At 47.1% G+C, this 21,316-nt stretch carries 28 protein-coding genes; 3 read left to right on the forward strand and 25 right to left on the reverse strand.

The window, feature by feature from the left end; genetic code table 11:
• Positions 1-11: 11 nt before the first annotated feature.
• From D5S11_RS09065 to D5S11_RS09170, 23 genes are all read right to left on the reverse strand, one after another.
• Positions 12-671: a LysM peptidoglycan-binding domain-containing protein gene (locus D5S11_RS09065; RefSeq protein ID WP_108725018.1), complete on the reverse strand. Its 660-nt coding sequence runs from the start codon at positions 669-671 to the stop codon at positions 12-14.
• The gene (locus tag D5S11_RS09070) at positions 664-5,745 is read right to left on the reverse strand and encodes a transglycosylase SLT domain-containing protein (protein WP_128424615.1); all 5,082 of its coding nucleotides are present in this window, start codon (positions 5,743-5,745) and stop codon (positions 664-666) included. The genes D5S11_RS09065 and D5S11_RS09070 overlap by 8 nt, the downstream gene beginning before the upstream one ends.
• Positions 5,733-5,885, reverse strand: a complete 153-nt coding sequence (locus D5S11_RS09075; RefSeq protein WP_015239684.1) for a hypothetical protein — start codon at positions 5,883-5,885, stop codon at positions 5,733-5,735. The genes D5S11_RS09070 and D5S11_RS09075 overlap by 13 nt, the downstream gene beginning before the upstream one ends.
• A gap of 41 nt (positions 5,886-5,926) precedes the next feature.
• Positions 5,927-6,373, reverse strand: coding sequence for a phage tail assembly chaperone (locus D5S11_RS09080; RefSeq protein WP_003154836.1), 447 nt, complete (start codon positions 6,371-6,373; stop codon positions 5,927-5,929).
• A gap of 75 nt (positions 6,374-6,448) precedes the next feature.
• Positions 6,449-6,892, reverse strand: a complete 444-nt coding sequence (locus D5S11_RS09085; protein ID WP_108725020.1) for a phage tail tube protein — start codon at positions 6,890-6,892, stop codon at positions 6,449-6,451.
• A 1-nt stretch (position 6,893) separates the two neighbouring features.
• The gene (locus D5S11_RS09090; protein WP_007407268.1) at positions 6,894-8,291 is read right to left on the reverse strand and encodes a phage tail sheath family protein; all 1,398 of its coding nucleotides are present in this window, start codon (positions 8,289-8,291) and stop codon (positions 6,894-6,896) included.
• A complete protein-coding gene (locus D5S11_RS09095) occupies positions 8,291-8,500 on the reverse strand; it encodes a YqzN/YkzM domain-containing protein (protein WP_007407269.1) in 210 nt (69 codons plus the stop codon). The genes D5S11_RS09090 and D5S11_RS09095 overlap by 1 nt, the downstream gene beginning before the upstream one ends.
• On the reverse strand, positions 8,497-8,943 hold the full coding sequence (locus tag D5S11_RS09100; protein WP_007407270.1) for a hypothetical protein: 447 nt from the start codon (positions 8,941-8,943) through the stop codon (positions 8,497-8,499). The genes D5S11_RS09095 and D5S11_RS09100 overlap by 4 nt, the downstream gene beginning before the upstream one ends.
• Entirely contained in the window at positions 8,940-9,443 is a 504-nt protein-coding gene (locus D5S11_RS09105) for an HK97 gp10 family phage protein (protein WP_020955685.1), read from the reverse strand. Before D5S11_RS09105 ends, D5S11_RS09100 begins: the two co-directional genes overlap by 4 nt.
• Entirely contained in the window at positions 9,440-9,796 is a 357-nt protein-coding gene (locus tag D5S11_RS09110; RefSeq protein ID WP_108725021.1) for a DUF3599 family protein, read from the reverse strand. The genes D5S11_RS09105 and D5S11_RS09110 overlap by 4 nt, the downstream gene beginning before the upstream one ends.
• Positions 9,793-10,176 (reverse strand): protein YqbG, encoded by a 384-nt coding sequence (gene yqbG / locus D5S11_RS09115; RefSeq protein WP_020955683.1) that lies wholly within the window; start codon positions 10,174-10,176, stop codon positions 9,793-9,795. The genes D5S11_RS09110 and yqbG overlap by 4 nt, the downstream gene beginning before the upstream one ends.
• Positions 10,177-10,192: 16 nt before the next feature.
• Positions 10,193-11,128, reverse strand: a complete 936-nt coding sequence (locus tag D5S11_RS09120) for a phage major capsid protein (RefSeq protein ID WP_007407274.1) — start codon at positions 11,126-11,128, stop codon at positions 10,193-10,195.
• A gap of 26 nt (positions 11,129-11,154) precedes the next feature.
• The gene (locus D5S11_RS09125) at positions 11,155-12,000 is read right to left on the reverse strand and encodes an XkdF-like putative serine protease domain-containing protein (RefSeq protein ID WP_015417286.1); all 846 of its coding nucleotides are present in this window, start codon (positions 11,998-12,000) and stop codon (positions 11,155-11,157) included.
• Positions 12,001-12,019: 19 nt separating this feature from the next.
• The gene (locus D5S11_RS09130; protein WP_108725297.1) at positions 12,020-13,411 is read right to left on the reverse strand and encodes a phage portal protein; all 1,392 of its coding nucleotides are present in this window, start codon (positions 13,409-13,411) and stop codon (positions 12,020-12,022) included.
• Between the two features lie 48 nt (positions 13,412-13,459).
• The gene (locus tag D5S11_RS09135; RefSeq protein ID WP_108725022.1) at positions 13,460-14,758 is read right to left on the reverse strand and encodes a PBSX family phage terminase large subunit; all 1,299 of its coding nucleotides are present in this window, start codon (positions 14,756-14,758) and stop codon (positions 13,460-13,462) included.
• Positions 14,755-15,552: a terminase small subunit gene (locus D5S11_RS09140; RefSeq protein WP_007407278.1), complete on the reverse strand. Its 798-nt coding sequence runs from the start codon at positions 15,550-15,552 to the stop codon at positions 14,755-14,757. Before D5S11_RS09140 ends, D5S11_RS09135 begins: the two co-directional genes overlap by 4 nt.
• Before the next feature lie 112 nt (positions 15,553-15,664).
• Positions 15,665-16,177 (reverse strand): sigma-70 family RNA polymerase sigma factor, encoded by a 513-nt coding sequence (locus D5S11_RS09145; protein WP_012117362.1) that lies wholly within the window; start codon positions 16,175-16,177, stop codon positions 15,665-15,667.
• A gap of 113 nt (positions 16,178-16,290) precedes the next feature.
• The gene (locus tag D5S11_RS09150; RefSeq protein WP_007407280.1) at positions 16,291-16,494 is read right to left on the reverse strand and encodes an XtrA/YqaO family protein; all 204 of its coding nucleotides are present in this window, start codon (positions 16,492-16,494) and stop codon (positions 16,291-16,293) included.
• A complete protein-coding gene (locus tag D5S11_RS09155; RefSeq protein WP_015239676.1) occupies positions 16,484-16,825 on the reverse strand; it encodes a hypothetical protein in 342 nt (113 codons plus the stop codon). The genes D5S11_RS09150 and D5S11_RS09155 overlap by 11 nt, the downstream gene beginning before the upstream one ends.
• 97 nt (positions 16,826-16,922) lie before the next feature.
• Positions 16,923-17,090 (reverse strand): hypothetical protein, encoded by a 168-nt coding sequence (locus D5S11_RS19860; RefSeq protein ID WP_003154863.1) that lies wholly within the window; start codon positions 17,088-17,090, stop codon positions 16,923-16,925.
• A complete protein-coding gene (locus tag D5S11_RS09160) occupies positions 17,090-17,890 on the reverse strand; it encodes an ATP-binding protein (protein WP_031378815.1) in 801 nt (266 codons plus the stop codon). Before D5S11_RS09160 ends, D5S11_RS19860 begins: the two co-directional genes overlap by 1 nt.
• Positions 17,790-18,617, reverse strand: a complete 828-nt coding sequence (locus tag D5S11_RS09165; RefSeq protein WP_007407284.1) for a hypothetical protein — start codon at positions 18,615-18,617, stop codon at positions 17,790-17,792. Before D5S11_RS09165 ends, D5S11_RS09160 begins: the two co-directional genes overlap by 101 nt.
• Positions 18,607-18,786 carry a hypothetical protein gene (locus D5S11_RS09170; RefSeq protein ID WP_032866121.1) on the reverse strand — a complete coding sequence of 60 codons (180 nt, stop codon included), beginning with the start codon at positions 18,784-18,786 and terminating at the stop codon, positions 18,607-18,609. Before D5S11_RS09170 ends, D5S11_RS09165 begins: the two co-directional genes overlap by 11 nt.
• A 190-nt stretch (positions 18,787-18,976) precedes the next feature.
• On the opposite strand from D5S11_RS09170, the gene xre reads away from it, so the two are divergent.
• A complete protein-coding gene (gene xre, locus D5S11_RS09175; protein WP_015239672.1) occupies positions 18,977-19,315 on the forward strand; it encodes an HTH-type transcriptional regulator Xre in 339 nt (112 codons plus the stop codon).
• 148 nt (positions 19,316-19,463) lie between these two features.
• Positions 19,464-20,054: an ImmA/IrrE family metallo-endopeptidase gene (locus D5S11_RS09180; protein ID WP_007610775.1), complete on the forward strand. Its 591-nt coding sequence runs from the start codon at positions 19,464-19,466 to the stop codon at positions 20,052-20,054.
• Here D5S11_RS09180 and D5S11_RS19865 read toward each other — a convergent pair.
• Entirely contained in the window at positions 20,051-20,221 is a 171-nt protein-coding gene (locus tag D5S11_RS19865) for a hypothetical protein (protein WP_164833843.1), read from the reverse strand. The two genes, D5S11_RS09180 and D5S11_RS19865, sit on opposite strands and share 4 nt — an antisense overlap.
• The gene (locus D5S11_RS09185; RefSeq protein ID WP_047935636.1) at positions 20,211-20,816 is read right to left on the reverse strand and encodes a poly-gamma-glutamate hydrolase family protein; all 606 of its coding nucleotides are present in this window, start codon (positions 20,814-20,816) and stop codon (positions 20,211-20,213) included. Before D5S11_RS09185 ends, D5S11_RS19865 begins: the two co-directional genes overlap by 11 nt.
• Before the next feature lie 108 nt (positions 20,817-20,924).
• Here D5S11_RS09185 and D5S11_RS09190 point away from each other — a divergent pair, with 108 nt between their 5' ends.
• The gene (locus tag D5S11_RS09190) at positions 20,925-21,302 is read left to right on the forward strand and encodes a PH domain-containing protein (RefSeq protein ID WP_106080324.1); all 378 of its coding nucleotides are present in this window, start codon (positions 20,925-20,927) and stop codon (positions 21,300-21,302) included.
• Positions 21,303-21,316: the final 14 nt, after the last annotated feature.

Genomic DNA, 21,316 nt, shown 5'->3' on the forward strand with positions numbered 1-21,316 from the left:
TTTCACCCGTTTCATTGCGGTATCTTCAGCTTCTGCCCCGGGAAGATCCAATGCCCCGGCTGCCGGATATTCCGTTTGCTGCGCTTAATCATGGCGGTTTTATTCGCGTTCCAGATTTTCCGCCACTCCGTGTGTTTTCCGTAAAACTTGCCGGCGATGTCCCAAAGCGTATCCCCTTTTTTGACGGTATATGTTTTGGGTGAAGCTTTGGACGGGCGCTTCGCTTTCGTTTTTTTCTTTTGTTTGATTTTTCTTGGCGAAGCGGTTTTATATTCTTTCAGTACGATATCAAAATTCCGGTCGCCGATTTCATTGTCACCTTCGCTGTAATTAAAGCTTTCAATGCTGCATGTGACATTGATTTTTGTTCCTGTAATCAAAAACTGAACGGGTTTTTTCGCTTTCATCCATGCTTCAATGGCTGAAATGGCTTTTTCCGGCGAAGGGATGCTTTGATATTCGGCAATCGGGCTGTACCGTTTCTGAAAAAAAGAAGAGAACGAAATTTCTTTCGCTCCCGGTTCTTCGATAAACGTCACCTCTCCAAGTCCGGTGACTTTCACGGAATCATTCTGCACGCTGTTTGCGATATCAATCGCTTCAGGGAGAACGGGAAGCCGGAGCTTGTCCTTCCCCTGAGACAGCCAAAATTCGTAAACAGATTTAGTCAAAAGCAACGGCCCCCTTTGCTCCGGTATAAATGTCTTTTTGCAGTTCATCAATCAGCGCCTGTTTGATTTTGGCGGCGAGGCTGTCGGCGTCCTGTCCGTTATGGAAATGCTGATCGCCGCTGAATTCGATTTTAATTTCTTTTGTTCCCATTTTTTGAACGGTTTGTCCGCCGCCTTTAACGGCTGCGGAAACCGTGCCGGCTGAAAGCGCCGCCGGTTCCGTCTGGGACGGATCGGACACTTCCATGCCGAGCGCTTGAGCGGCTTGTTGCAGCAGATAACGGCCGCGGATGCCCCGCTCTTCAGGGATGATCCACTCCCGTTTGTTCCCTTCGCCGACACGGGCGATCTGCTCCTTGGTAATCAGACCCCCATTGGCATAACCGACGTAAGGGCCTCCATGAGCCATACTTTTAATCCCGGGGACATTGCTGATCGAGCCGTATCGGCTTTTAATATAGCCGATAGCGGCAGCGGCGTTGTGAATTGGATTTCTGATATCATTCATGCCCGGCGCTTTGTGATCTTCAAAGGTGCTCGGAATCGTCTGCATAAGCCCCTGTGACGGGTGTCCGGCTTTGGCGTTGCTGTCCCATAGATTAATGGAATTAGGGTTGCCGCCTGACTCATGCTGTGCGATCGTCATTAATCCCGGAAGCCAGCTGATCGGCGTATTGGTTGCTTTCATTGCGGCCAAAAGCCACTCTTTGACGCTTCCTCCCGCTGCACCCATGCCGGAAAAGGCTGCTGCAAGCGAGCCTGCCTGTTTTTCGGCGTATTTTTTTACGTCAACTGAGCCGAGACCTTTGACGACGCCGACTGAAGCAAAGCGCCCAAGGCTCATCATGACACGGGAAGGAGAATGAATATCAAGCTCTTCCCTGAATGCGTCCTCGACTTTTTTGGCCATATCTTTGGCCGCCTGTTTGACTTCGCTTCCTTTTGCAGTCATCCCTGATACGAAATGTCCGATCAGGCCTGACCCCCAGCCGTTCGCGGAATCTCTTGATTGCACAAACGGTTTATTGATATGTGTGCTTACGTATTGCGACGTTCCCGTATCTTTTGCATTCTGTCCGGCCGAATATCCTTTCACCGTTGCGGCGCCCCATGATGACGATTGATTAACCGCCGATTGATAAGGTGTTTTCACCTTTGTTTTTAAAAATGAATCGGTGCCCGTCGGCGAAGTATTCTGACCTTTGGCATAGCCCGCAACGACTTGCTTTCCGTAACCGGATGAAGACGAAATGAGGGCATTGAACGGCGTTCCGATGTTTTTTTCCTTCCAGCCGTCCATATCCACCGCTTTTTTGCTGATTCCGCTGTCAAAGCCTTCAGTAAACTGTTTGCCGAGTGATGAAGCCGTCCCGCCAAGTCCGGATGTCTCTACAGACGCTGCGGCCGACACAGATGCAGAAGAAGAAACACCGCCCGCTCCCGCCGGAACAGCAGAAGACTGAGCCGAAGCTGCGCCCATATCATCGACAACACGCATGCCGAGCTTAGACGCAGCTTGTGAAAGCAGCATCTTTCCGCGCCCGCGATTGTTGTCGACGGGGATGACAAATTCTTTACCGGCTTCACCGATCCAGGAAATGGTCGGTTTTGTAATGTAGCCGCCCGTGGCGTTTTTGTCCGTTTTCTTTTTATCTCCGCCGCCTCCTGTGACAAAGTTCATTATGCCTGAAATCATTTTGCCGCCGGTTTTATCCCAAATCTTTTTCACCCAGTCGAATGCTGCAGAAAAAGCATCTGATATGGCTGTTCCCACTTTTACAAGAGGTTCTTTTATATGTTTCTCAAACCATCCGCTTAACCCTTTCCATATATCCTTTACCGTATCTAAAGCAGTCTGGAAAGCATCTGATATTCCTTTACCGACATTTTTCACCATGTCTTTCACCGGATTCCAGACAGTATCCATGAACCAGCCGGAAACCGTACTGAAAACAGATTTAATTTTATCCCAAGCTCCTGTGATTTTACTCCAAATGGACGTCGCCACTCCGACGACAGCCGATTTTACGGGCCCCCACACCGTGCTCATAAACCAGCCGGATACGGTGCTGAAGACACCTTGAATCGTCGTCCACGCATTCACGATATTTGACCAGATGCTGGTTGCCACTCCGACGACAGCCGATGAAACCGGCGTCCATACATTTTCCATGAACCAGGATGAAACGCTTCCCCAAGTATCTTGTATTGTTGTCCAAGCACTTTGCGCCGCTTTGGAAATATCATTCCACGTGTCTTTCAAAGCTCCTGAATCAAAGGCCTCTCCCAAGCTGGAACCGCCTAAACTGCCGGCGATGCCGCCTACCGCGCCGCCGATTAATGTGCCTACTCCGGGAACAACGCTGCCGATTGCCGCTCCGGCCGCGGCTCCGGCAAGACCGCCGCCTGCTGAGCCGACCTTCTCTCCTGCATTATCTTTATTGATGCCGGCTAAATCAGTAAGTGATAACAATTCACCTATGCCGGGAATTCCTTTAGCGGCACCTTTTAACCCTTTCATACCGCCTTTTAGCGCCTTTGAATCTCCCAAGCCTTTCAAAAGCGCGCCGATGCCTTTACCTGCCCCTTTTGTTTTCGGCGTGTTTACGGATGCCTGTTTGCTTTCCTTTACGGAGGAACCTCTTTTCGAGGATTTATTTCGCCCTTCGACTGTACTGCTATTGCCCCTCGTCACTCCGGTACAGCAGCAGCAGCCCCCCAAAGCCCCGCCAGTTTTTTTTGCTGACTTTCCTGAAGATTTTGGCGCTGTTACCGTGCGCTGTGAACCCTTTGTCAGATCAGGACGCTTCGGGCCGTTGGAGCCGCCGGCAGTAAGGCCGCCCTTACTCTTTTCTTTTTTCGTGCCGCCTCCTAATAATCCGCCGATATTGAGTTTGCCTAATTTTTCAGCGATTCCTGATAATATTTTTTCTATTAATTCCCCGGCTTTTTCGATGATTTTGTCCGGGCTGAATTTCTCAAATTTCTTGGCAATCTTGCTGACAATTTTATCAACAAATGCCTCGGCTTTTTCGATGATCGCATCAGGACTGAATTTGCCGAACTTTTTATCAATGCCTCCGAACAGTGAGGATGTAAACTGCTCCACTTTTTCCAAAATCTTATCCGGATTGAGAAAATCGAATTTCTCAGAAATTCGGTCAATCGTGTCATTTACAAATTGTTCGGCGCGGTCGATTAGCTTATCAGGACTGAATTTGCCGACAACGTCGTCGACTTTCTTCATAAACGAATCAGTAAAATGATCCAGCTCTTTCAATATGGTCTCCGGACTGAATTTGCTGACAACGTCATCTATCTTTTTCATAAATGAATCAGTGAATTTATCCAGTTCTTTCAATATGGTCTCCGGACTGAATTTACTCACAACCCCGTCTACCTTTTTCATAAATGAATCAGCGAATTTATCCAGCTCTGCTAAAATCGTCTCCGGGCTGAATTTGCTTGCGATTTCGTCCACTTTTCCCATGAATGATGTTGTGAACTTGTCCAGTTCGGCTAATATCGTTGCCGGGCTGAATTTGCTTGCGATCTCATCCACTTTTCCCATGAATGAGGTCGTGAACTTGTCCAGTTCGGCTAATATCGTCTCCGGGCTGAATTTGCTTGCGATCTCGTCCACTTTTCCCAAGAATGACGTTGTGAACTTATCCAGTTCGGTTAAAATCGTTGCCGGACTGAATTTGCTCGCGATCTCGTCCACTTTTCCCATGAATGACGTTGTGAACTTATCCAGCTCTGCCAAAATCGTTGCCGGGCTGAATTTGCTTGCGATTTCGTCCGCTTTTCCCATGAATGATGTTGTGAACTTGTCCAGTTCGGCTAATATCGTTGCCGGGCTGAATTTGCTTGCGATCTCATCCACTTTTCCCATGAATGAGGTCGTGAACTTGTCCAGTTCGGCTAATATCGTCTCCGGGCTGAATTTGCTTGCGATCTCGTCCACTTTTCCCAAGAATGACGTTGTGAACTTATCCAGTTCGGTTAAAATCGTTGCCGGACTGAATTTGCTCGCGATCTCGTCCACTTTTCCCATGAATGACGTTGTGAACTTATCCAGCTCTGCCAAAATCGTTGCCGGGCTGAATTTGCTTGCGATTTCGTCCGCTTTTCCCATGAATGATGTTGTGAACTTGTCCAGTTCGGCTAATATCGTTGCCGGGCTGAATTTGCTTGCGATCTCATCCACTTTTCCCATGAATGAGGTCGTGAACTTATCGAGTTCTGCTAATATCGTTTGCGGGCTGAATTTGCTTGCGATTTCGTCCGCTTTCTTCATAAAGCTTGCAGCGAATTTATCCAGTTCCGCTATGATTGTTTCCGGATAAAATTTGGATGCGATGTCATTGACTTTTTTCATGAAGGTGTCTGCAATGGAGTCAAGCATTGAAAAATCGTTTTTCGGCGAAGCAGGAGCAGCAGATACAGAAGCTTTTCCGACGTCCGGCATATTCTTTTGCATTGCAGCCAGCTGTGCTGTCACCTTTTCGTTTAACGATAATTGAATGACATTGTTTTTTCCCGTCAGCGAATCAATGCCCGCTGAAATTCGGCCGACTGTTTTCATGACGTGATCTATGACGCGTATAGTGACAGAGTACCCGTTCTTTAACGCAGATTGCATATAGCGTTTGATACGTTCCATGGCAGGGGTCACTTCGTCTGACGCATACAGTGAAACGGTAAATCCTTTAAAACCGGCAGCCAGATCCCGCAATCTCTCAAATGCCGCTGTCGCGCTGTCTTTTGCTCCTATTTTAATGGTTAAAGACGCAGGCAGATCCGCTAATTGGGCTTGCACCTTTTGAATGACGGCACTGGCTCCGTCTTCAGCTGAAATAGAGATCATTTGTGCGCCCAGCTTTCTTTTCATAGAGCGCTGAATGCGGTCAATTGTTCTTAAAACAGATTTACTCTCTTTGCGTATATCAATTTCACTTTGGCGTTTTGTCATTTTCCTGTATTTCTCAAGCGCTCTGAAGCCATTTTGGATTTTCCTTATTTTCTTTGAAACCCGATCTTCCAATTCAAAACGGGCGGTCAGCTTTGCCATGATGTCGCTCCCCCTTTCTTCGCTTGTTTTTCAAGAATGTCCAGCTTGTAACCGATTAAACCGTACAACAGCGCCTTAAAATGTCTCGGTGCTTCATATAACTCTTTCAGTTCTGATGGAGAATAATGAAGCTCATGCATCGCGTAATAGAGATACACGGCTTCCTTATTCCCATCTTTTATCAGTTTTTTGCTTCTTGCTCCAGATCTTCTAATTCATCTTCAAAACCATTGATCTCAATCGCTTTATTCAGCCAATTTGCATACTCACCGCCGACTGAAAGCACGCGTTTTGCCACCTCGACCGGATCTGCCGTTTTGTAAGCGTCGCGGAGCTCCTTAGACCGGAAATCAGGGTAAATCGTAGATTCAACCGCGATCCGCGCATAAAAGCGCTGGCTGTCTAAGTCTTTTACTCGGCCTCTGCCCTTCACATTTTTATATGTCGTGCTTTCCTTCTCCAGTTCATCAATGCGCTCAGTCGTAATGGCTTTAAAAATAAAAGGCACGATGTTTCCTTTTTTATCGACAAAACGCTTTGAAAGCGGAACCCGAATCTCCTCAGCCTCGACTGTTTTACCCGGCATAAAGAATGATAGATCATATACTTGTTCGTTTTTTTCGCTCATGATGAAAACTCCCTTACTCTTTTTTTATAAAAAACAGGCCTGTAAAAAGGCCTGTTTCACTCATACCGATCTTAATTAAAACGTTTCAGAAAGCTTTTCCGGCACATCGAAATCTTCAAAGGTAAACGGCACTTCTTCTTCGAGTGCTTCTGAGTCTACGTCCAGTCCGGCGATTTTTGCAGAATCAAAGTTGACGTCATACAGAGTAACGCGTTCTGTTCCGCGGCCCGATGATTTGTCATCAAGAACGGCTTGCAGCGTAAAATACGGGTCGCTGCCTTTTTTGACGTAATCCATCATAAGGACTGCGAATTTGGATGTGACCTTATAGAATGTTGCCGTGCCCGTTCCGTTGGCGCCTGTTGTTTTATGTCCCGTCATGCGGCGGCCCATGATGTTTACTACTGATTTGTTTTTTTCCACGTTTGCTTCAAACGTTTTAATATGCGCCATCTCTTCTCCGTCGAGAAATAAACGGCCTTCTTTTCCTGAAATCGTGTTTTGCGCTTTTAATGCCATCTTAGTTTACCTCCACGTTAAAGTAGAATTTTTCTGCCGCATCCACAGGCTGTACGGCGAGATCGATTAAAAAGCCGTCGCGGTCTTCATTCAGCCCGATTGTAATGTCTGTATCTGAGTCAAAATTTGCGATGCCGCCCGCATCCTGAAGCGTAGTCAAATATTGAATGATCATCGTTTTGACGAATTGAAGGCCGTCATTTGTCGCAGGAAGATCGCTGCCCGTGCCTTTTTTCGATTTAATTAAGGCTTTCAGTTCTCTTGTCAAATCGTTATTCACCGCATCAAGCACACGGACGATTTTGTTTTTCGCGAACTTTTTGTTTTTCTCTGCCGTAAATGTCACCAATGAGTTGATATCTTTTTCAACGCTGACTGACTTATCACGGGCATCATAAGAGAAAAGGAATTCACCTTTGGAAAGACGTTCGATCACTTCATCATGAGTCAGGCGGTGCAGCACATCGACGGCGCCTTCGTATTCAACGAATGTTAAGGATTGATTAAATGCGGCGCTGGCACTTGCGCCTGCCACCCAGGCGGTCGCATCTTCAGCTTTAATCTCGGTTCCGTCTTCCAGCAGCACACCTTCAGTAACATTGATAATGCCTTCATAATCCCCGCTGTAATGGGCGGTCACCCCTTGCACTTTCTGTCCCTGCGCATCGCGAAGGCGTTTAATGAATGCGGCAAATGTCGCTTTCAGCTGATCGTTTTCCGCGACAGGAAGAGCGATGACATCGAAATTCTCCGTTTCAGCAGCAGCTAAAAAATCCGTATAGTCTGAGTTGACCGGTGCTTTATCAGTTCCGCCCGCGAGACGGATGCCTGCCTGCGGGTTTAACGTTTCCCCGGATTCTTCCTCAGTGCCTGTCAGCGGGATGGAAGCCGACAGTTCGCCCGTTCCCGTAAATGTGACATAGCCGTTTGCTTTTAATTCTTCGGCTTTTTTCACCGTTTGTTTGTCAACTTCCGCTTCATCCATGTAAGTGGTCACATCGAAAGCGGTCTGATCAAGGACGTTTTCACTGATGCGGATGATGATGTCATTTCCTTTTGAACCGCCGTACAAAGCGGTTGCTTTAACACCTTGTGAAAGATCGGCGCTCGCTCTGATTCCCTCTGTCAGACGGTACATCAAAACGGTTTTTGCTTTCTTTTTCGCCTCACGAAGCAGAATCAGTGACGGATCTTCAATACTGAGCCCCACTTTTTTATTCAAATCTTCAATGCTTGAAATGGAAACGAATGTTTTCGCTTCCCCCCAGCCGGATGCGACGGGAAGGGCGACAATCCCGCGTTCACCGATCGATACCCGCTCCTGGGCGGTTGTTTTAAAGTTAAAATAGATCCCGGCACGTTCTTTTTCTTTTCCTTGCGTAAATGTTCCGCCGTTCATTATTGCATGACCTCCTTGGTTAAAAATGCTTCAATGTAAGACTTAGCTTGCGCTTTTGTCATTTGTTTTTGCTTCACGCCGAATAAAGCACCCTGGAGAATCTCGGGTTTTACGCCGAAAAGCTCCTTCGCGTGCTTTGTTAAATCCGCCGTGTCATAAAGAACCGCTCGTTCCGCCGCTGCGGCGTTTTTCTTTTTATATTGTTTCACTTTTCTTTCACCCCGCTGTTAATGTCCACATCCCGCAGTGCGGGAGATGTTTGTTTCTGATAGTAGTAGCGGCTCGTCCAGCGGATTGTGATCACTGCCTCGCCTTTGTCTCCGACTCTTGTTTCGATACGGCTGATGCGGACGAAATCACCGGTATCCTCCCCTGATTCCGTAAGCAGCGGAATCAGCTGTCTTGATTCTCTCACCGCATCGGCGATCCGGTCGGCTGCATAGAGCGCCTGCACCGAGTCGGCATGGAACAGCTTCACATTCAGACTGTATGTCTTCTTAAAGGTGGAGACTGTGTCATTCTCGTCAAAAACATACGGGGGCGGAATGTATAGTGACGGCACCTGAAATTGTTCAGGCAGTTCATTTTCATATACGGGCACGCCGCACTGCTGATACAAAAAAGCGGCGATTGAACCGGTTTCGCGATTCATCCGATATCTCCCCCCAACGTGTTAAGCCACTGATTGAAACGCTTGTCCAGCGATTCGGCGAAGAGTGTTTCATACAAAAGAAGGGCTTTGTCCCAAAACCCATTCCCGCTGATCCACTGTTTTTTGAGCGCCATTCCCGTTGAAGCTGACGGATCATAGATGAACCGGGAGCCTTGAAAATATCCGGGCACCCATCTGACATTTTCATCTGAGACGGTCCAATGTCCGTCATTTATGAATGAGGCATACTCTACATTGGTGCCGATTTCAAGGGTCAGTCCCCCGTTTTCAATGATCCATACATGATCCTGCGCTCCTTTTCGGAAAGAAGACAGCAGGTTTTCTGTATCAATTCCTCCCGAATGAATAAGCTCCTCCCGTACCATGTCGAGAAAATCCTCTCCTGACTGTTCCAGCCATTCGCCTGCCTGACGGGCAAATTCTCCGGATGATGCCTTTTGCAGCGACCGATTCCATTGTTCAAGGTTTTTTATGTTCATAGTCTGTCATCTCTCACAGCGATAACCTCCCAATGGTGCTGTCTTGCTTTCTTCGGCATTTCCAGAATATACGCCTGTCCTTCCCAAATGATTTTGTCATTGACACGCACAGCGGCCTCTTTCGGAAAATGAACGAGAAACCGCTGATATACCTTATGATCAGGCGCAAGCTGAATAAGCTGCTGCTGTTTTTCAACAAACAGACACGGCACGTCTTCAGCATCGGGCACTTCCGGATAAGAAAAGACAGGCTGGAGCTTTTCGGCGGGAATCCCGAAGCGTCCGGCCTTCGGAACTGACACCGTCTCATGATAAATATCGCATCTGTCAGTGAGCAGCCCTTCGTAGCTCATAAAGGTCTCACCTTTGCGTTTGCAGAAACCGGGGAATAACCCGGCGCGATATATTCACAGAGCAGATGGTGCACCGCCGGTTTTCTGATTCCGCCTTCACCTGCCACCGTATACGAGTAGCCGCCTATCTTTTCAGATTGATAGGCGGAAGCGGCTGCTTCATTCTGGTTGATCAGCGCAAAATATTGAGAAAGCTTTAATAACGCAAGCTTAATCTTTTCGGGAAGCGGTGAGTAAATAGGGTCAGTGAACGAATGCCCCGCCATTCTTGCCGCTTCCGCCTCCGCCTCCAGAATGTCCTGTATAAGAAGCGGCTCCGGCCTGTTTTTGACTTGATCATAAACTGAATATGAAACAACGTCAGACGGCTGAATTAACATAACTGCCACCCCCGTCTTATTCTTTAACGTTTACGATTTTGGCGCTTGCATCTTCTTCTTCAAATTTGCTGTCAAGTTTAGCCGTCAGTACGATAATAAATTTGCGGCTGCGAATATCTTTATCTACTTCGATTCGGATATTCCGTGAAAAACCGAGAATGATATTTTTTGGGTGAGTCAAAATGATGTCAGACGCATCGTATTGGGAGTCACCTTCTCCGACCGAGTACGGCTGCAGATTGGACACTCCTTTGACCGGAACGCCGAATGCTGAAGACAAACCGCCCTGCACCGCAAGATCCCCCAGGTTGGTCTGACGGTCAGCCACACGGTCTTTCCATTCAATCTCCATGCCTTGAGATGTGTAAAATCTGAATTCCTGAGGCAGGCGCAAATATTTTGCCGGAATGGCTTTTAAGCCTTTTTTAAATGTGGCTCTGGACAGCTCTTCCCCGTTTCCGTCAATGACGTGAGATACAGTCTGCTTACGGATTCCGTCAAGCTGTGCCAAGTACGGATCAGAAGAAGATGTATCGCCGTTTACGACAAGCTCCTCAATATCGACTGCCGCCCGCTCCGCCAAAATCTGCATGATCGTCTGCTGCAGGCCGTCTTTTTCTATATTGTTTTCAAGCGTGTCATAGGTGATATTAATTTCCGCAATGACTTCTTTCGTATTCAGCTGCACCGTACTTGTTGCCGGGACGGTCAGCTGATCGTCAGTTAAGGCTTTTCCTTCCTCAGCGGCACGCAGAATCCGCTGGCCGAAACCGATTTTTTCAAATTTCTGCGAGTCATTTTCCATTTGAATCACACGCGATTCGCTGAAAATGGTCGGCGTGTTCTGCACCATGCGGATAAATGCTGAAGCTTGTGCGGGGTTCATTAAACCGCCGCTTTTTAAAGCGGAAAGTGACATTTCCGCCTTTCTGATGATATCTTGATTTCTCACTCTACAGTTCCTCCTTCTGACTGGGCTTAAAGCAGTCCGCTCCAAATGGATTTTTTAACAGGCTCTTGGCCGCCCGTCTCTTCTTCCGGCTGCTTTGATGCGCCTCTTACTTTTTCAAGCGCTTCAATGCGTTTAATAATCGGGGCGAGCATGTCCTCAACAAGCGTTTTCAGCTTTTCTTCATCAGACGGCGCAGCCGCCCCGTCTTTGTCTTCCGTGTTTTGGTCCAAGCTGTCAAGCCGCTTTAAAAGCGGGTGCAGCGCGTGTTCAATCGATTCTCTTACGTCTTCTTTTCTCATCTTGTTCAAGTCCTCTCCCTTGCGGTTTCTTGATTTGCGGTCACGGTCGAGAAATTGCTTGACCGCGCCGAATAAGCCGGCTTGCTTTTCTGCCGGCTCTTCGTAAACGTCAGCGGTTCCCGCCATGCTGTAGCCCGTAATGATACCGGCTTTAATCTGATCCCATACTTCATCGGAAGCTTTGGTGACAAGCACCCAAGATCCTTTCCGGATCACAGCATTCCCGATTTCAAAGTCATCCGGAGCGACGTACGACTCTACCACCTCGCCGGTCCCGCCTTCAAAATTATGATTTGTATCGATGTTGCGGGCGTCCGCCAAAAAACCGTGGGCGGCCTTTTCAATCTCTTCAGCCGTCATATAATCACCATGGGCATCCGGGACATCCGGCTCGTAAACGATGCCGTAAACAAGCTTCTGCTCATCCGATTCGTTTTTTGTAAACACCTGCACCTTTTTTTCAAATGACGGAAGGCCTCCGGCTGATTTTGTAAAAAAGAATTCCGTTTGGTTCGCCGCCTTATCGACATAGCTCACAAAACTGATGACGGCATTTCTCAATTCTCTCGGCACGAGATGTTTTCACCCCCTTTCAGGATTGCTCCTTTTTCCCTTTCAGCACCGGCCGGCTGTAGTACTCTTCAGGCCATTCCTCAAGCGTCTTGCCGAGCACTCTTCCGGCCAGATCACGGAGGTCATTAGGAGAGACCGCGCCGGCGGAAATAAATGGCGTAAGCACCTTCGCAATTTCAAGCGGATCGCGAAAATCAGGCCCTTTTAATGTGAGCTGTACATCGTGGAGACCCAGTTCAGGCAAAAATAACGTGTTGAGCTTATTAATCAGCGTTTTCCGCTCCGGCTGAAACACCTGCTCCTCCGTTATTTTCCGTGCCGTATCGGCGGTGGCTTTGTTGTATTCCTGCGCCTCGCCCGTATAAAGCGGCGGGAGACGGAAAGCGGAACGGAGTTTATTTCTGCTTTTGTCGTCATATTCAAGAAACAGCGCATCATCCTGCAGAATTTCCGCAAGTGATTTAATTTCCACAGACACGGGCGTAATGTCTTCGCCTCCGTGAAGGTCTTTTTCCTTCGCAATGCCTTCCGCCTCAATCAGCAGAAACTTGTGGGCGTTTTCCACCCCTTCCAGGTCATTCATATAATCCTGGAGCTCTTTGTACGATGCTTCTGACAGCATGCCGTTTTCAACCGTAATGGCGGCCGGCACGTGACGGCCCTGCTTGAAATACATAAAATTCAGTTCTTCCGCTTTCCGGGCGCCGTACAGATTGACGATATTGCCGACCCAGCGCGGAATTCCGTAAGTGCCGCTGCCGATTTTTAAGTGAATGGCTTCATTTGCCCGGTATTCTTCAGACAGGGTCTTTACGTATTCGCCGGTTCTCATGTCCATCATGCGGGGGTCGCCGTATTCCTTAAAAAACACTTTCCTACCGTTCAGCATCTGAACATATTTACGAAACCGTTTTTGCCTTTTAATCGTTTTGGATGCGCCGTTTTCTTCATAAGAAAATATAACTTCAACGGGATCAGTCACACCGCACACGCGCATATGTTTCACATCCAGATATTCAATCCCCGCTGGTTTTCCCGCCCCGTCCCGAAGCACTTCGAGAAAACCGTTGCCCGTTTTTTCACGGTCTTCTATCGCATATCCGAGGATCGTCTCGGCCGATTCATCAAAATGAAGACATTTGTAAAAGCTCTCCAGCTTCATCCAGTTTTTTTCGGCCCGGGCCTTTTTTGACGGGGAGCAATCTGGGCTATTTACATCAAAGGTATATTCCACATCAAACCCAAAACCCGTAATATTGACCCGATACGCGTCAATGCACTGCTGAAGAATCGTCGAGTATTCGGCGATTGTTTTCAGTTCAATGAGATTATAGGGCGGTGAAATGATGTCTTCGCCGTACAGATCGGCAAATTGATCTTCGTTCATCTGCCTTGCCTGCGGCGCGGCCATTTTTGATTTAAAGACGGTGGCTCTAACGTTTTGATAGTTCGGCAACGCCTACCTCCTCCTTTCCCGATTCGGACGTCTCCGTTTTTGTGATGCATCTTTCAGATCCGCCGCGTCATAGTCATCCAGCGCATACCAAATGGCTGAAAGTGTGTGGGGATCAATTGAAAACTCATCTTCCGACAGAACGCCGTTTTTGTTTTTTGCGTACGTTAAGTTCTGCAATTCGCGGATCGTATGTTGACAGCTGTCTGAGCAATAGATGTGTTTGAACCGTTTCAGTTTTTTTGTATACTGAAGTCTTGAGCCCGGAAACTTTTTGGCCGCAACCATGCAAAAGCCCTGCCTGCGAAAATATTGGATGCTTTTCGGCTCAGCCGAATCCGCTTTGATCAGCTCTTTTTGATCCGCCAATTCCTGAAGCTCCTCAGCTGTCTGATCATCGGTCATTTTGTTTTTGTAATACTCCCAGAAAATATAAAGCTCTTTTTGATCCGGATCGACGGCAAGCCGGATGACCGCATTGTATGACTCTTCAAAACCGAAATCCATGCCGGTCCGAAACAGGGGGCGCCTGATGGAAGCAATCCGCTCCGTTACTTCGTTGTGCTCCATGACCTGAAACTGCGGAAACACGCGGATGCCATTGACGCCGAACTGTCCTTTGCGGGCGATCCGGTATAAATCGGGATCGTAATGCCGTAAACTGTCCAGCTGCTTAATATAGCTTTTCGGCAAAAACAGATTATCGCACGCTGTGGAATGGTGGTAATACGTATCTCCCTTAACGACGGTGCCTTTTTCATACAGCGTCTGATCATCCAATACGAACCGTTTTTTTTGATCATCACGAAAAAAATGCCGGTACGTCCAATTGGAGGTGCCGACGGGATTGGTGGTGCATATCATATGAAGCGAAAACTCGGGATGGCGCAGACGCCCGATCAGCTCCTTAAAGCCTTCATACTTCACTTCAGAGCATTCTTCAATCCAAATCAGGGAAATATGATGAATGGATTTCAATTTGGCCGGGTTGTCCATCCCTTTAAACATAATCCGGCTTCCGTTTGAAAATCTCAGCTGCATCGGTGAAGACACGGCCTTTACGGCATGTCCCAGCTCAAGCTCCCCGATAATATCTTCAAACAAGGCAAAAGTAGAATCTCTGTGCGTATCGAAAACTTCCCGCACGACAAGCGCCGTCCGCTTTTCACGAAGCAGCTTCAGGATGATTTTCAGCGCGGTATGATAGCTTTTTGACGAGCCGTAGCCTCCGACGAGAAATTGGTACGTTTCATTCCAATTGAACAAATAATCTTCAAAGCGCGGGTTGACCGCTTTTTCAATCATGACCGTTCCTCTTTCCGCGTAATGACAATGTCAATCGGCTTTTGGCTGTCTTCTGTTTTTTCCATCTTCTGCTGTGCCAGCTTTAATTTTTCATTTTCGATTTTTTGTTTAAATTGATCAGGGAAAAGGTCAAAGTACAAGGACAGCTTTTCAAGAGCCTTCATCTTGTCGGCAAGCTTTATTGCAATGCCCTCTTTTCCGAGTTTTGCTTCTGTGACGATGGTTCCGTCCAGAAGGTGCGAATCTTTAACGTCAACGTAGCTGATTTCCTGCATAATCGGCTTATCATTTTCGTCAAAGAGCGGCCCTGATTTTCCGAAGGCCTGAACCTCTTTTTTTCCGAAGGTTACATAATCGGTAATGTCGGCGAAAGCGATTTTCACATAGACTTGAAGAACGTCCATCGCTTCGACAAACACTTTATTGACCATTTCCTTTTTCATGCGGCTGATTTCTTTGGCGACTTTTTCGTTTTTTAACAGCCTGCTTCCCGTCACATGCGCGCTTTCCGGTGAATAGCCGGCTTTTATCGCAGATTGGGTGGCGTTAAAGCTTTTCACATAATAAAGACAAAACAGCCGCTGGCGTTCGTTTAACTCATCACCTTCGCCCGGGTTGTTTTTTCCGCCGCTTTCCGCGTTCTTATGAAGCGCCTCGTCCCAGCGCCCTTCTTTTTTCCATCTGCCGATCGTTCTTGCGGATACGCCTGATTTGCCGGCAAGGGCGCGATTTGTGATGCGGCCTTTATGAGACTGATAGATTGTAAATGCCTGTTTTCTTTTTGCGTTTTTCATGCTACGGCATCACCGCCACCTCCGACATGATTGTCTATAATAAAAAGCGGCTTCTAATCGGGCCGCTTTTTGTGATCGTCTGTTCACTTCTAGGTGGCAAACGTATGACAACTTATGAAGCAGGCGATTGATTTCTTTGTTCCTGCTGTTTTTGTATTTTCAGAAGCGCCCGTTTGACCGTCGTCTGTACGGTTGATTTCTTTACATTCAGCAAGGCGGCGATCCGTTCATATGAAAAGCATTCCGCTTTGTGGAGCAGCAGCATTTCTTTTTCTCTATCCGTTAAAACGGCTAATGCGTCCCGCAGTCTGATTCTGTCTTCTTCAGTCACATTTGCGGAAGGTTCAAACATCAGCGCCTGCGAATAGGTTTCTATAATTCTCGGATCTTTAATCAGCATTCTCTGATAAGCGTCTCTGCGGTCTATCGCTCTTCTTATGCCGGGCTGCCGGCCTTTTTCAAGCCATTCGATGACATATTCCACATCTGTAATGATCGTTCTGATGATTTTTTTATCTTTCAGTTCTTCTGAAGTAAGCACCGTTTCATCGGCTTCCTCCAGCTGCTTGTACCACTTTTTCGTCTCTTTCAGCGTGCGTTTATATTCAAATAGTAAGTCTTCCATGCAGATCCTCCTCTTTTTCGGAACAAAAAAAGGACACCAACCAATGCGCAGCATGTACGCGATTGATCAGTGTCCGCAGGCTTTCCGTCTTGGACGTATTCTGTTTTTTTCGATTAATTCAATTTAAAGCCGATTTCATATTCGACCCGGGCCAGATCCCCTTTTCGCGTTTCGACAAGCGTTTTGCCGTGCTCCGGCGCTTCGGCGAGCCATGCTTCCTTCTTCAGTCCGTCTACAATAATCACCCGAACCTTGCCTTCTTCCAGCTGGCTTTGTAATGTTGTATGTTCAATGTCAGTCAGTTTTTTAGGATTCATGTTTTACGTCCTCCGTTTTTTTCAGGATGTTTACTTCATGTATGAGGCTTCCGAGCTCATTTATGAACGCTTCTTTTTCTTCAGAACTTTCTCCCCGGAGCAGGCGGAGAGCCGTTTCGGCCGCCTCAAAAAGTTCCGGAGCCTTTGCCATCAATGCCGCGTTGATCTGCTGAGAGTATGAACTTAAGTTGAAAACGGCCGCGATGAGCCTTCCGTTTGAATAAGGGAACTTCTCTTTATCCGCTTCGCTGTAAGCGGAATAAATGTAAATGGGTTTTTCTTCTCCGCTGTGTACGGCCCGCCATGGAGCGGGGCTGTGTTTTTCTTGCAATGGTTATCCTCACTTTCCATCAGCCTCATGCCATGCTTCAATTTGCTTTTCTATCCGTTTCGCCCTGAACAGCAGGCAAAAAAGCCATTTAATATATTTATACACGTGCATCAAGCCTCGCTTTTGCGTCTTGAACCATTCGCTCAAGACGTTTAATGACCGGCGTTAAATCAGTGCCTGTTTTGCAGTTCGGGCAAGGGTGAAAGACAGCGCCGAAACCCGTTTCCGTCACAATGACCTTCTTCGGCCCGCACAGCTTACACATTATCTCGCCCCCTCTAATCTGTGGTTTACGTCAAATGAATTGCCATTAATGATGACTAAATAATCGCTGCACATCTCATAAATTCTTGTGCCCAAGGCTTCATCAACCTGCACCAGCCCGTCACAGGCCAGCTCGCTCGAGATAAGAACCGGCTTATGATTTAAATAACGGTAATTCACGACGGCGTACATTTGTTCAATCTGCCAATCGGTCGCCCGGGGTTTTCCATTCAGCGGTTTGAACAGATCGTCAATAAAAAGCACATCCGCCTGTTTCATACGGCCAAGCTTTGCATCAAGCAGATCAAAATCATTTTTTAAATCCGTAAAGCCCTCCACAAAAGGAAAATACAGCACGGGTGTCTGCATCTGTCTCATGACATAATTGCTGAGAGCGGTCAAAAGATGGGTTTTTCCCGACCCCGGACGCCCTAAAAGGGCAATGCTGTTTTTCCGGCAGTTTTTAATCTTGTCGAAGTTTTCAACATATTCAAGGGCGCACTCATATGCGTCGACGACTGCCTGAGGCTTGCCCCGCGTGATAAATCCTTTGAAGTCCAGCTTCCGAAAGGCGCCTGTAATCTCACTTGCGCTGAGGATGCGCTCTGCTTTTCGTTCGGCGGCGCAGCGGCACTTAACCCACACATCCATTCCCAGCTGGTTTTTGAGATAACCGCCCTGATCTTTACAGAGCGGACAGTCAAAGCGGCTTTCGTCTGATTCTTCCGGTCTGTCCGCCAGTAATGGACGTTTTCCGTTTTTCAGGTCGGCCAGTATCTGCTCGATCGTTCGTTTTGTCATGTATCGTATTCCTCTCTTTTTTTGTTGTGATTGTCCTTCCCGCAATTCGTGCATTCAAGCGGTCTTCCATATACTTGGCGCAATAGCTGAAAGCCTTGATCGTTTCAGCTGAAGAGGTGCGCCGCTGTTCAAAAGCGGTAAAGCATTCGCCGAGCCATTTGATTGCTTCTTGTGCTGACGCACCGAGGGAAACAATACGGGCGATGGCCTGATAATCCCGGGGCGACGGGTATACGCTCCGCCCCTCCTGTGCAGACCTTAATCTGATAAAATGGGCGGCAATGTCGTTAATCGCTTCTTCAGCAGTATGATTTTTTGTTATATCTATTTCTCTCCGGACATTTTTGTCCCGGTGATCCGCCGATATTGTCCGGTCAGTTGCTTCCGGGCGGGTCAATGTCTTTTTCGGCGTGAATCTTTTCGAGTGCTTTACGGAGACGATGAGTCCGTAAGGGGCGCGGACGGTTTTGATATATTCATGCTGTTCCAAAACCTCAAGCCACCGTCTGACGGTTTTTTCGCTGACGGCAAATACATCGGCCATCTCTCTTGCTTTTACGGGCTTATGACCAAGGACGATCCCCCACTTTACACCGTCTTTTACGTGTTCCTTTGTCGTTGAGCTGATGAACCATAAAAACAGCCAAATAGCAGACCCTATTTTGTCATAATGTTCTGAATTCAATAATCCGGAATAGATGAAAAACGGGTAGCTTTTACGATTCATAAGGGACGTCTCCGTTTGTCTTCAGACCTATATAGCGTTCATACTGCAATCGGTTATCAAATCGGAATACCGGAAGTCCGCAAGCGGTAAAAGATATCGAACCGCCTGCTTTTCCTAAACATCTCTGGTCAGCCGGATTGCTGCTGAAACGGATGATTATCGGCTTCATCTCTCACCCTCCTGATCAATTTCTTATCGTATTTTGATACATTTCGTATCCCTATGATGTTGATTATATACGATACCTTTCGTATCATCAAGACCTTTTTGATACTTTTTTTATCATCTCTTTATTTTGATACATTTTGTATCTATAATCATAAGTAACTTAGGGTGTTGAAAAAAGAGAGGTCATTCGGATGATAGGCGGAAGATTAAAGAATCTCAGAGGAAAGAAAACACAGGAAGAAGTCGCAAATCATATCGGTGTCTCGCGCGCCAGATATTCTCATTATGAAAACGGCCGATCTGAACCCGATTACGACACGCTGCAAAAGCTTGCGGATTATTTCAAAGTGTCGACTGATTATTTGTTAACCGGAAAAGAACCTTCAGATGAAGACATGTTTGCCGATCCCGACCTGCAGATCGCATATCGGGACATGCAGGACTTTTCTCCGGAAAGCAAGCAGCAGGCAATTGAATTCATTAATTATTTAAAAGAAAAAGAGAAAAACCGCAGGCCGAAACATAAATAATCCGCTCTTTTCCTTTAAACTGCTTAACGTTCAGCCGATATAAAAGCTGAATGTTTATTTTTAAAAGAAAAGGGAATTGATTCAAAGTCCGATCAGGGCTTTTCTTTCTCACTTAAAAAAGAACATACGTTCGAAAGGGTGTATTCAATTGGGCGATTTTTTAACACATCTTGAGGAATACGTCAAAAACTTATATTGCCGCATGGGAATGACCGCCCCTCTCCATATTGATATGCAGATGATTGCCAAGGAGCTTGACATTTGGATTCATTTTGAAGATACGCACAGTATGATGCTGAAGCGGGACGGCATGTACAGCATCGTCCTGAATCAAAAAAAGTCACCCGAAGAGCAATGGCAGGATTTTGCGCACGAACTGTGCCATGTACTGAAGCATACCGGCAACCATTTTCATATGAACAAGCTGTTCAGGGAACTGCAGGAATTTCAGGCCAACCATTTTATGTACCACTTCTGTGTGCCGACCTTTATGCTGTTAAACATGGAGCTTCCCCAACGGAGAAGCCATGCCGTTATTTTAATCGCAGCCGCTTTCCGGGTGACGGCATCATTTGCGGAAAAAAGGCTGGAGCTGTTTGAACGGCGTAAAGCAGGTATTCAATTTCAGAAGCGGCTCGCTTGTCTGTTATCCGACAAGCGGCCGAATGTGTATTATGAAAGCGGACAGACACACTTGCATGCCGCTGAAGAAAAAACGCCGTATTTTATTGAAAATTAGCGATACTCCGCGGCTTGGAACGCAGCCGGCAGAATGTCATCATTTTCACATCGCAGGAAAGGTTTTTGCATCATGACGCTGTTCTCACCGTGCTGCCCGCCACGCACTTCTTGCGCCGCATAGCAGCTCCAGTAAATATAAGAACGGGCCCCCTGTTCATTTATCATAAAAACCGGCCTTCACGGCTTCTACATACCGAAAAAACAGATCGGTTGGCGTATATTTTTCTCCCCGGCAGCCAAAATTGCTGAACAGCGCGTGTCTCTGCGCCGTGCTCACTTCCAATTGCAGCCCCATTTTCCTTTTTGTCCGATTGACAATGTTGCGGGGATTTACACCTGCCAGCCGATCATTCTTCTCTGTCAGCTCGGCATCAAACCCCGCTTCACGCAGCAGATCACAAATCAGTCTTGCTTTTTCCAGATCCGCGCCCCCGACGAGTGTATTTGCCTTTTTCAGATCATGATACCCATGAAAAGCCAATCCGTAATGATGGGCGGTCACTTTTTCTAAAGCCAGGGGTTCGTCAAAGCGTGTGCTTGTCAAATGGAGAGAACGGTTATCGCACCGCTTCGTTCCTTCAAATAAATAAATTGAGCTTTGGTCAGAAAATGCCCGCACCAGCTCACTGACACCCGGCTCAATCCTGCCGCCGTGGGGAGCGAGGACGATACATTTACTTCCCTCTTTTTCTTCATAAATAATTCTGTATTCCGATTCAGCAGCAGAAAGGGCTGCGAAATTATCATATCTATCTTTCATGTGTAACATGCTCCTTTTCCAGTCAGCACCAGTTTACTCTACTCATCTGGGAATTGGAAACCTTTTTATAGTATGATTTGATAGAATACGTATCAGGGGGGATATATCATGGGGTTCATCAATGGATTGCTGGGCAATGCGTCGACAATATCGACGGCTGAAGCAAAAGCAGAACTGGCTCGTATTCTGCTGGCAGGTGAGAATGTCAACGCCGCATTTAAGCTTGTCCGAGATATCATTGTCTTTACGGATAAGCGTCTTATTCTTGTTGATAAACAGGGACTCACAGGGAAGAAAACGGAGATTCAATCCATTCCGTACAAGAGCATTTCCAGATTCAGCGTAGAAACCGCCGGCCGCTTTGACCTTGATTCAGAGCTGAAAATTTGGATTTCAGGCGCGGAACTTCCCGCTGTCTCAAAGCAGTTTAAAAAAGATGAAAGCATTTATGATATTCAAAAGGCCCTTGCCGCAGTTTGTATGTAAGAAGAAACGGAAGC

It is taken from the genome of Bacillus sp. L75, assembly GCF_003676355.1.
Lineage (GTDB): Bacteria > Bacillota > Bacilli > Bacillales > Bacillaceae > Bacillus > Bacillus velezensis.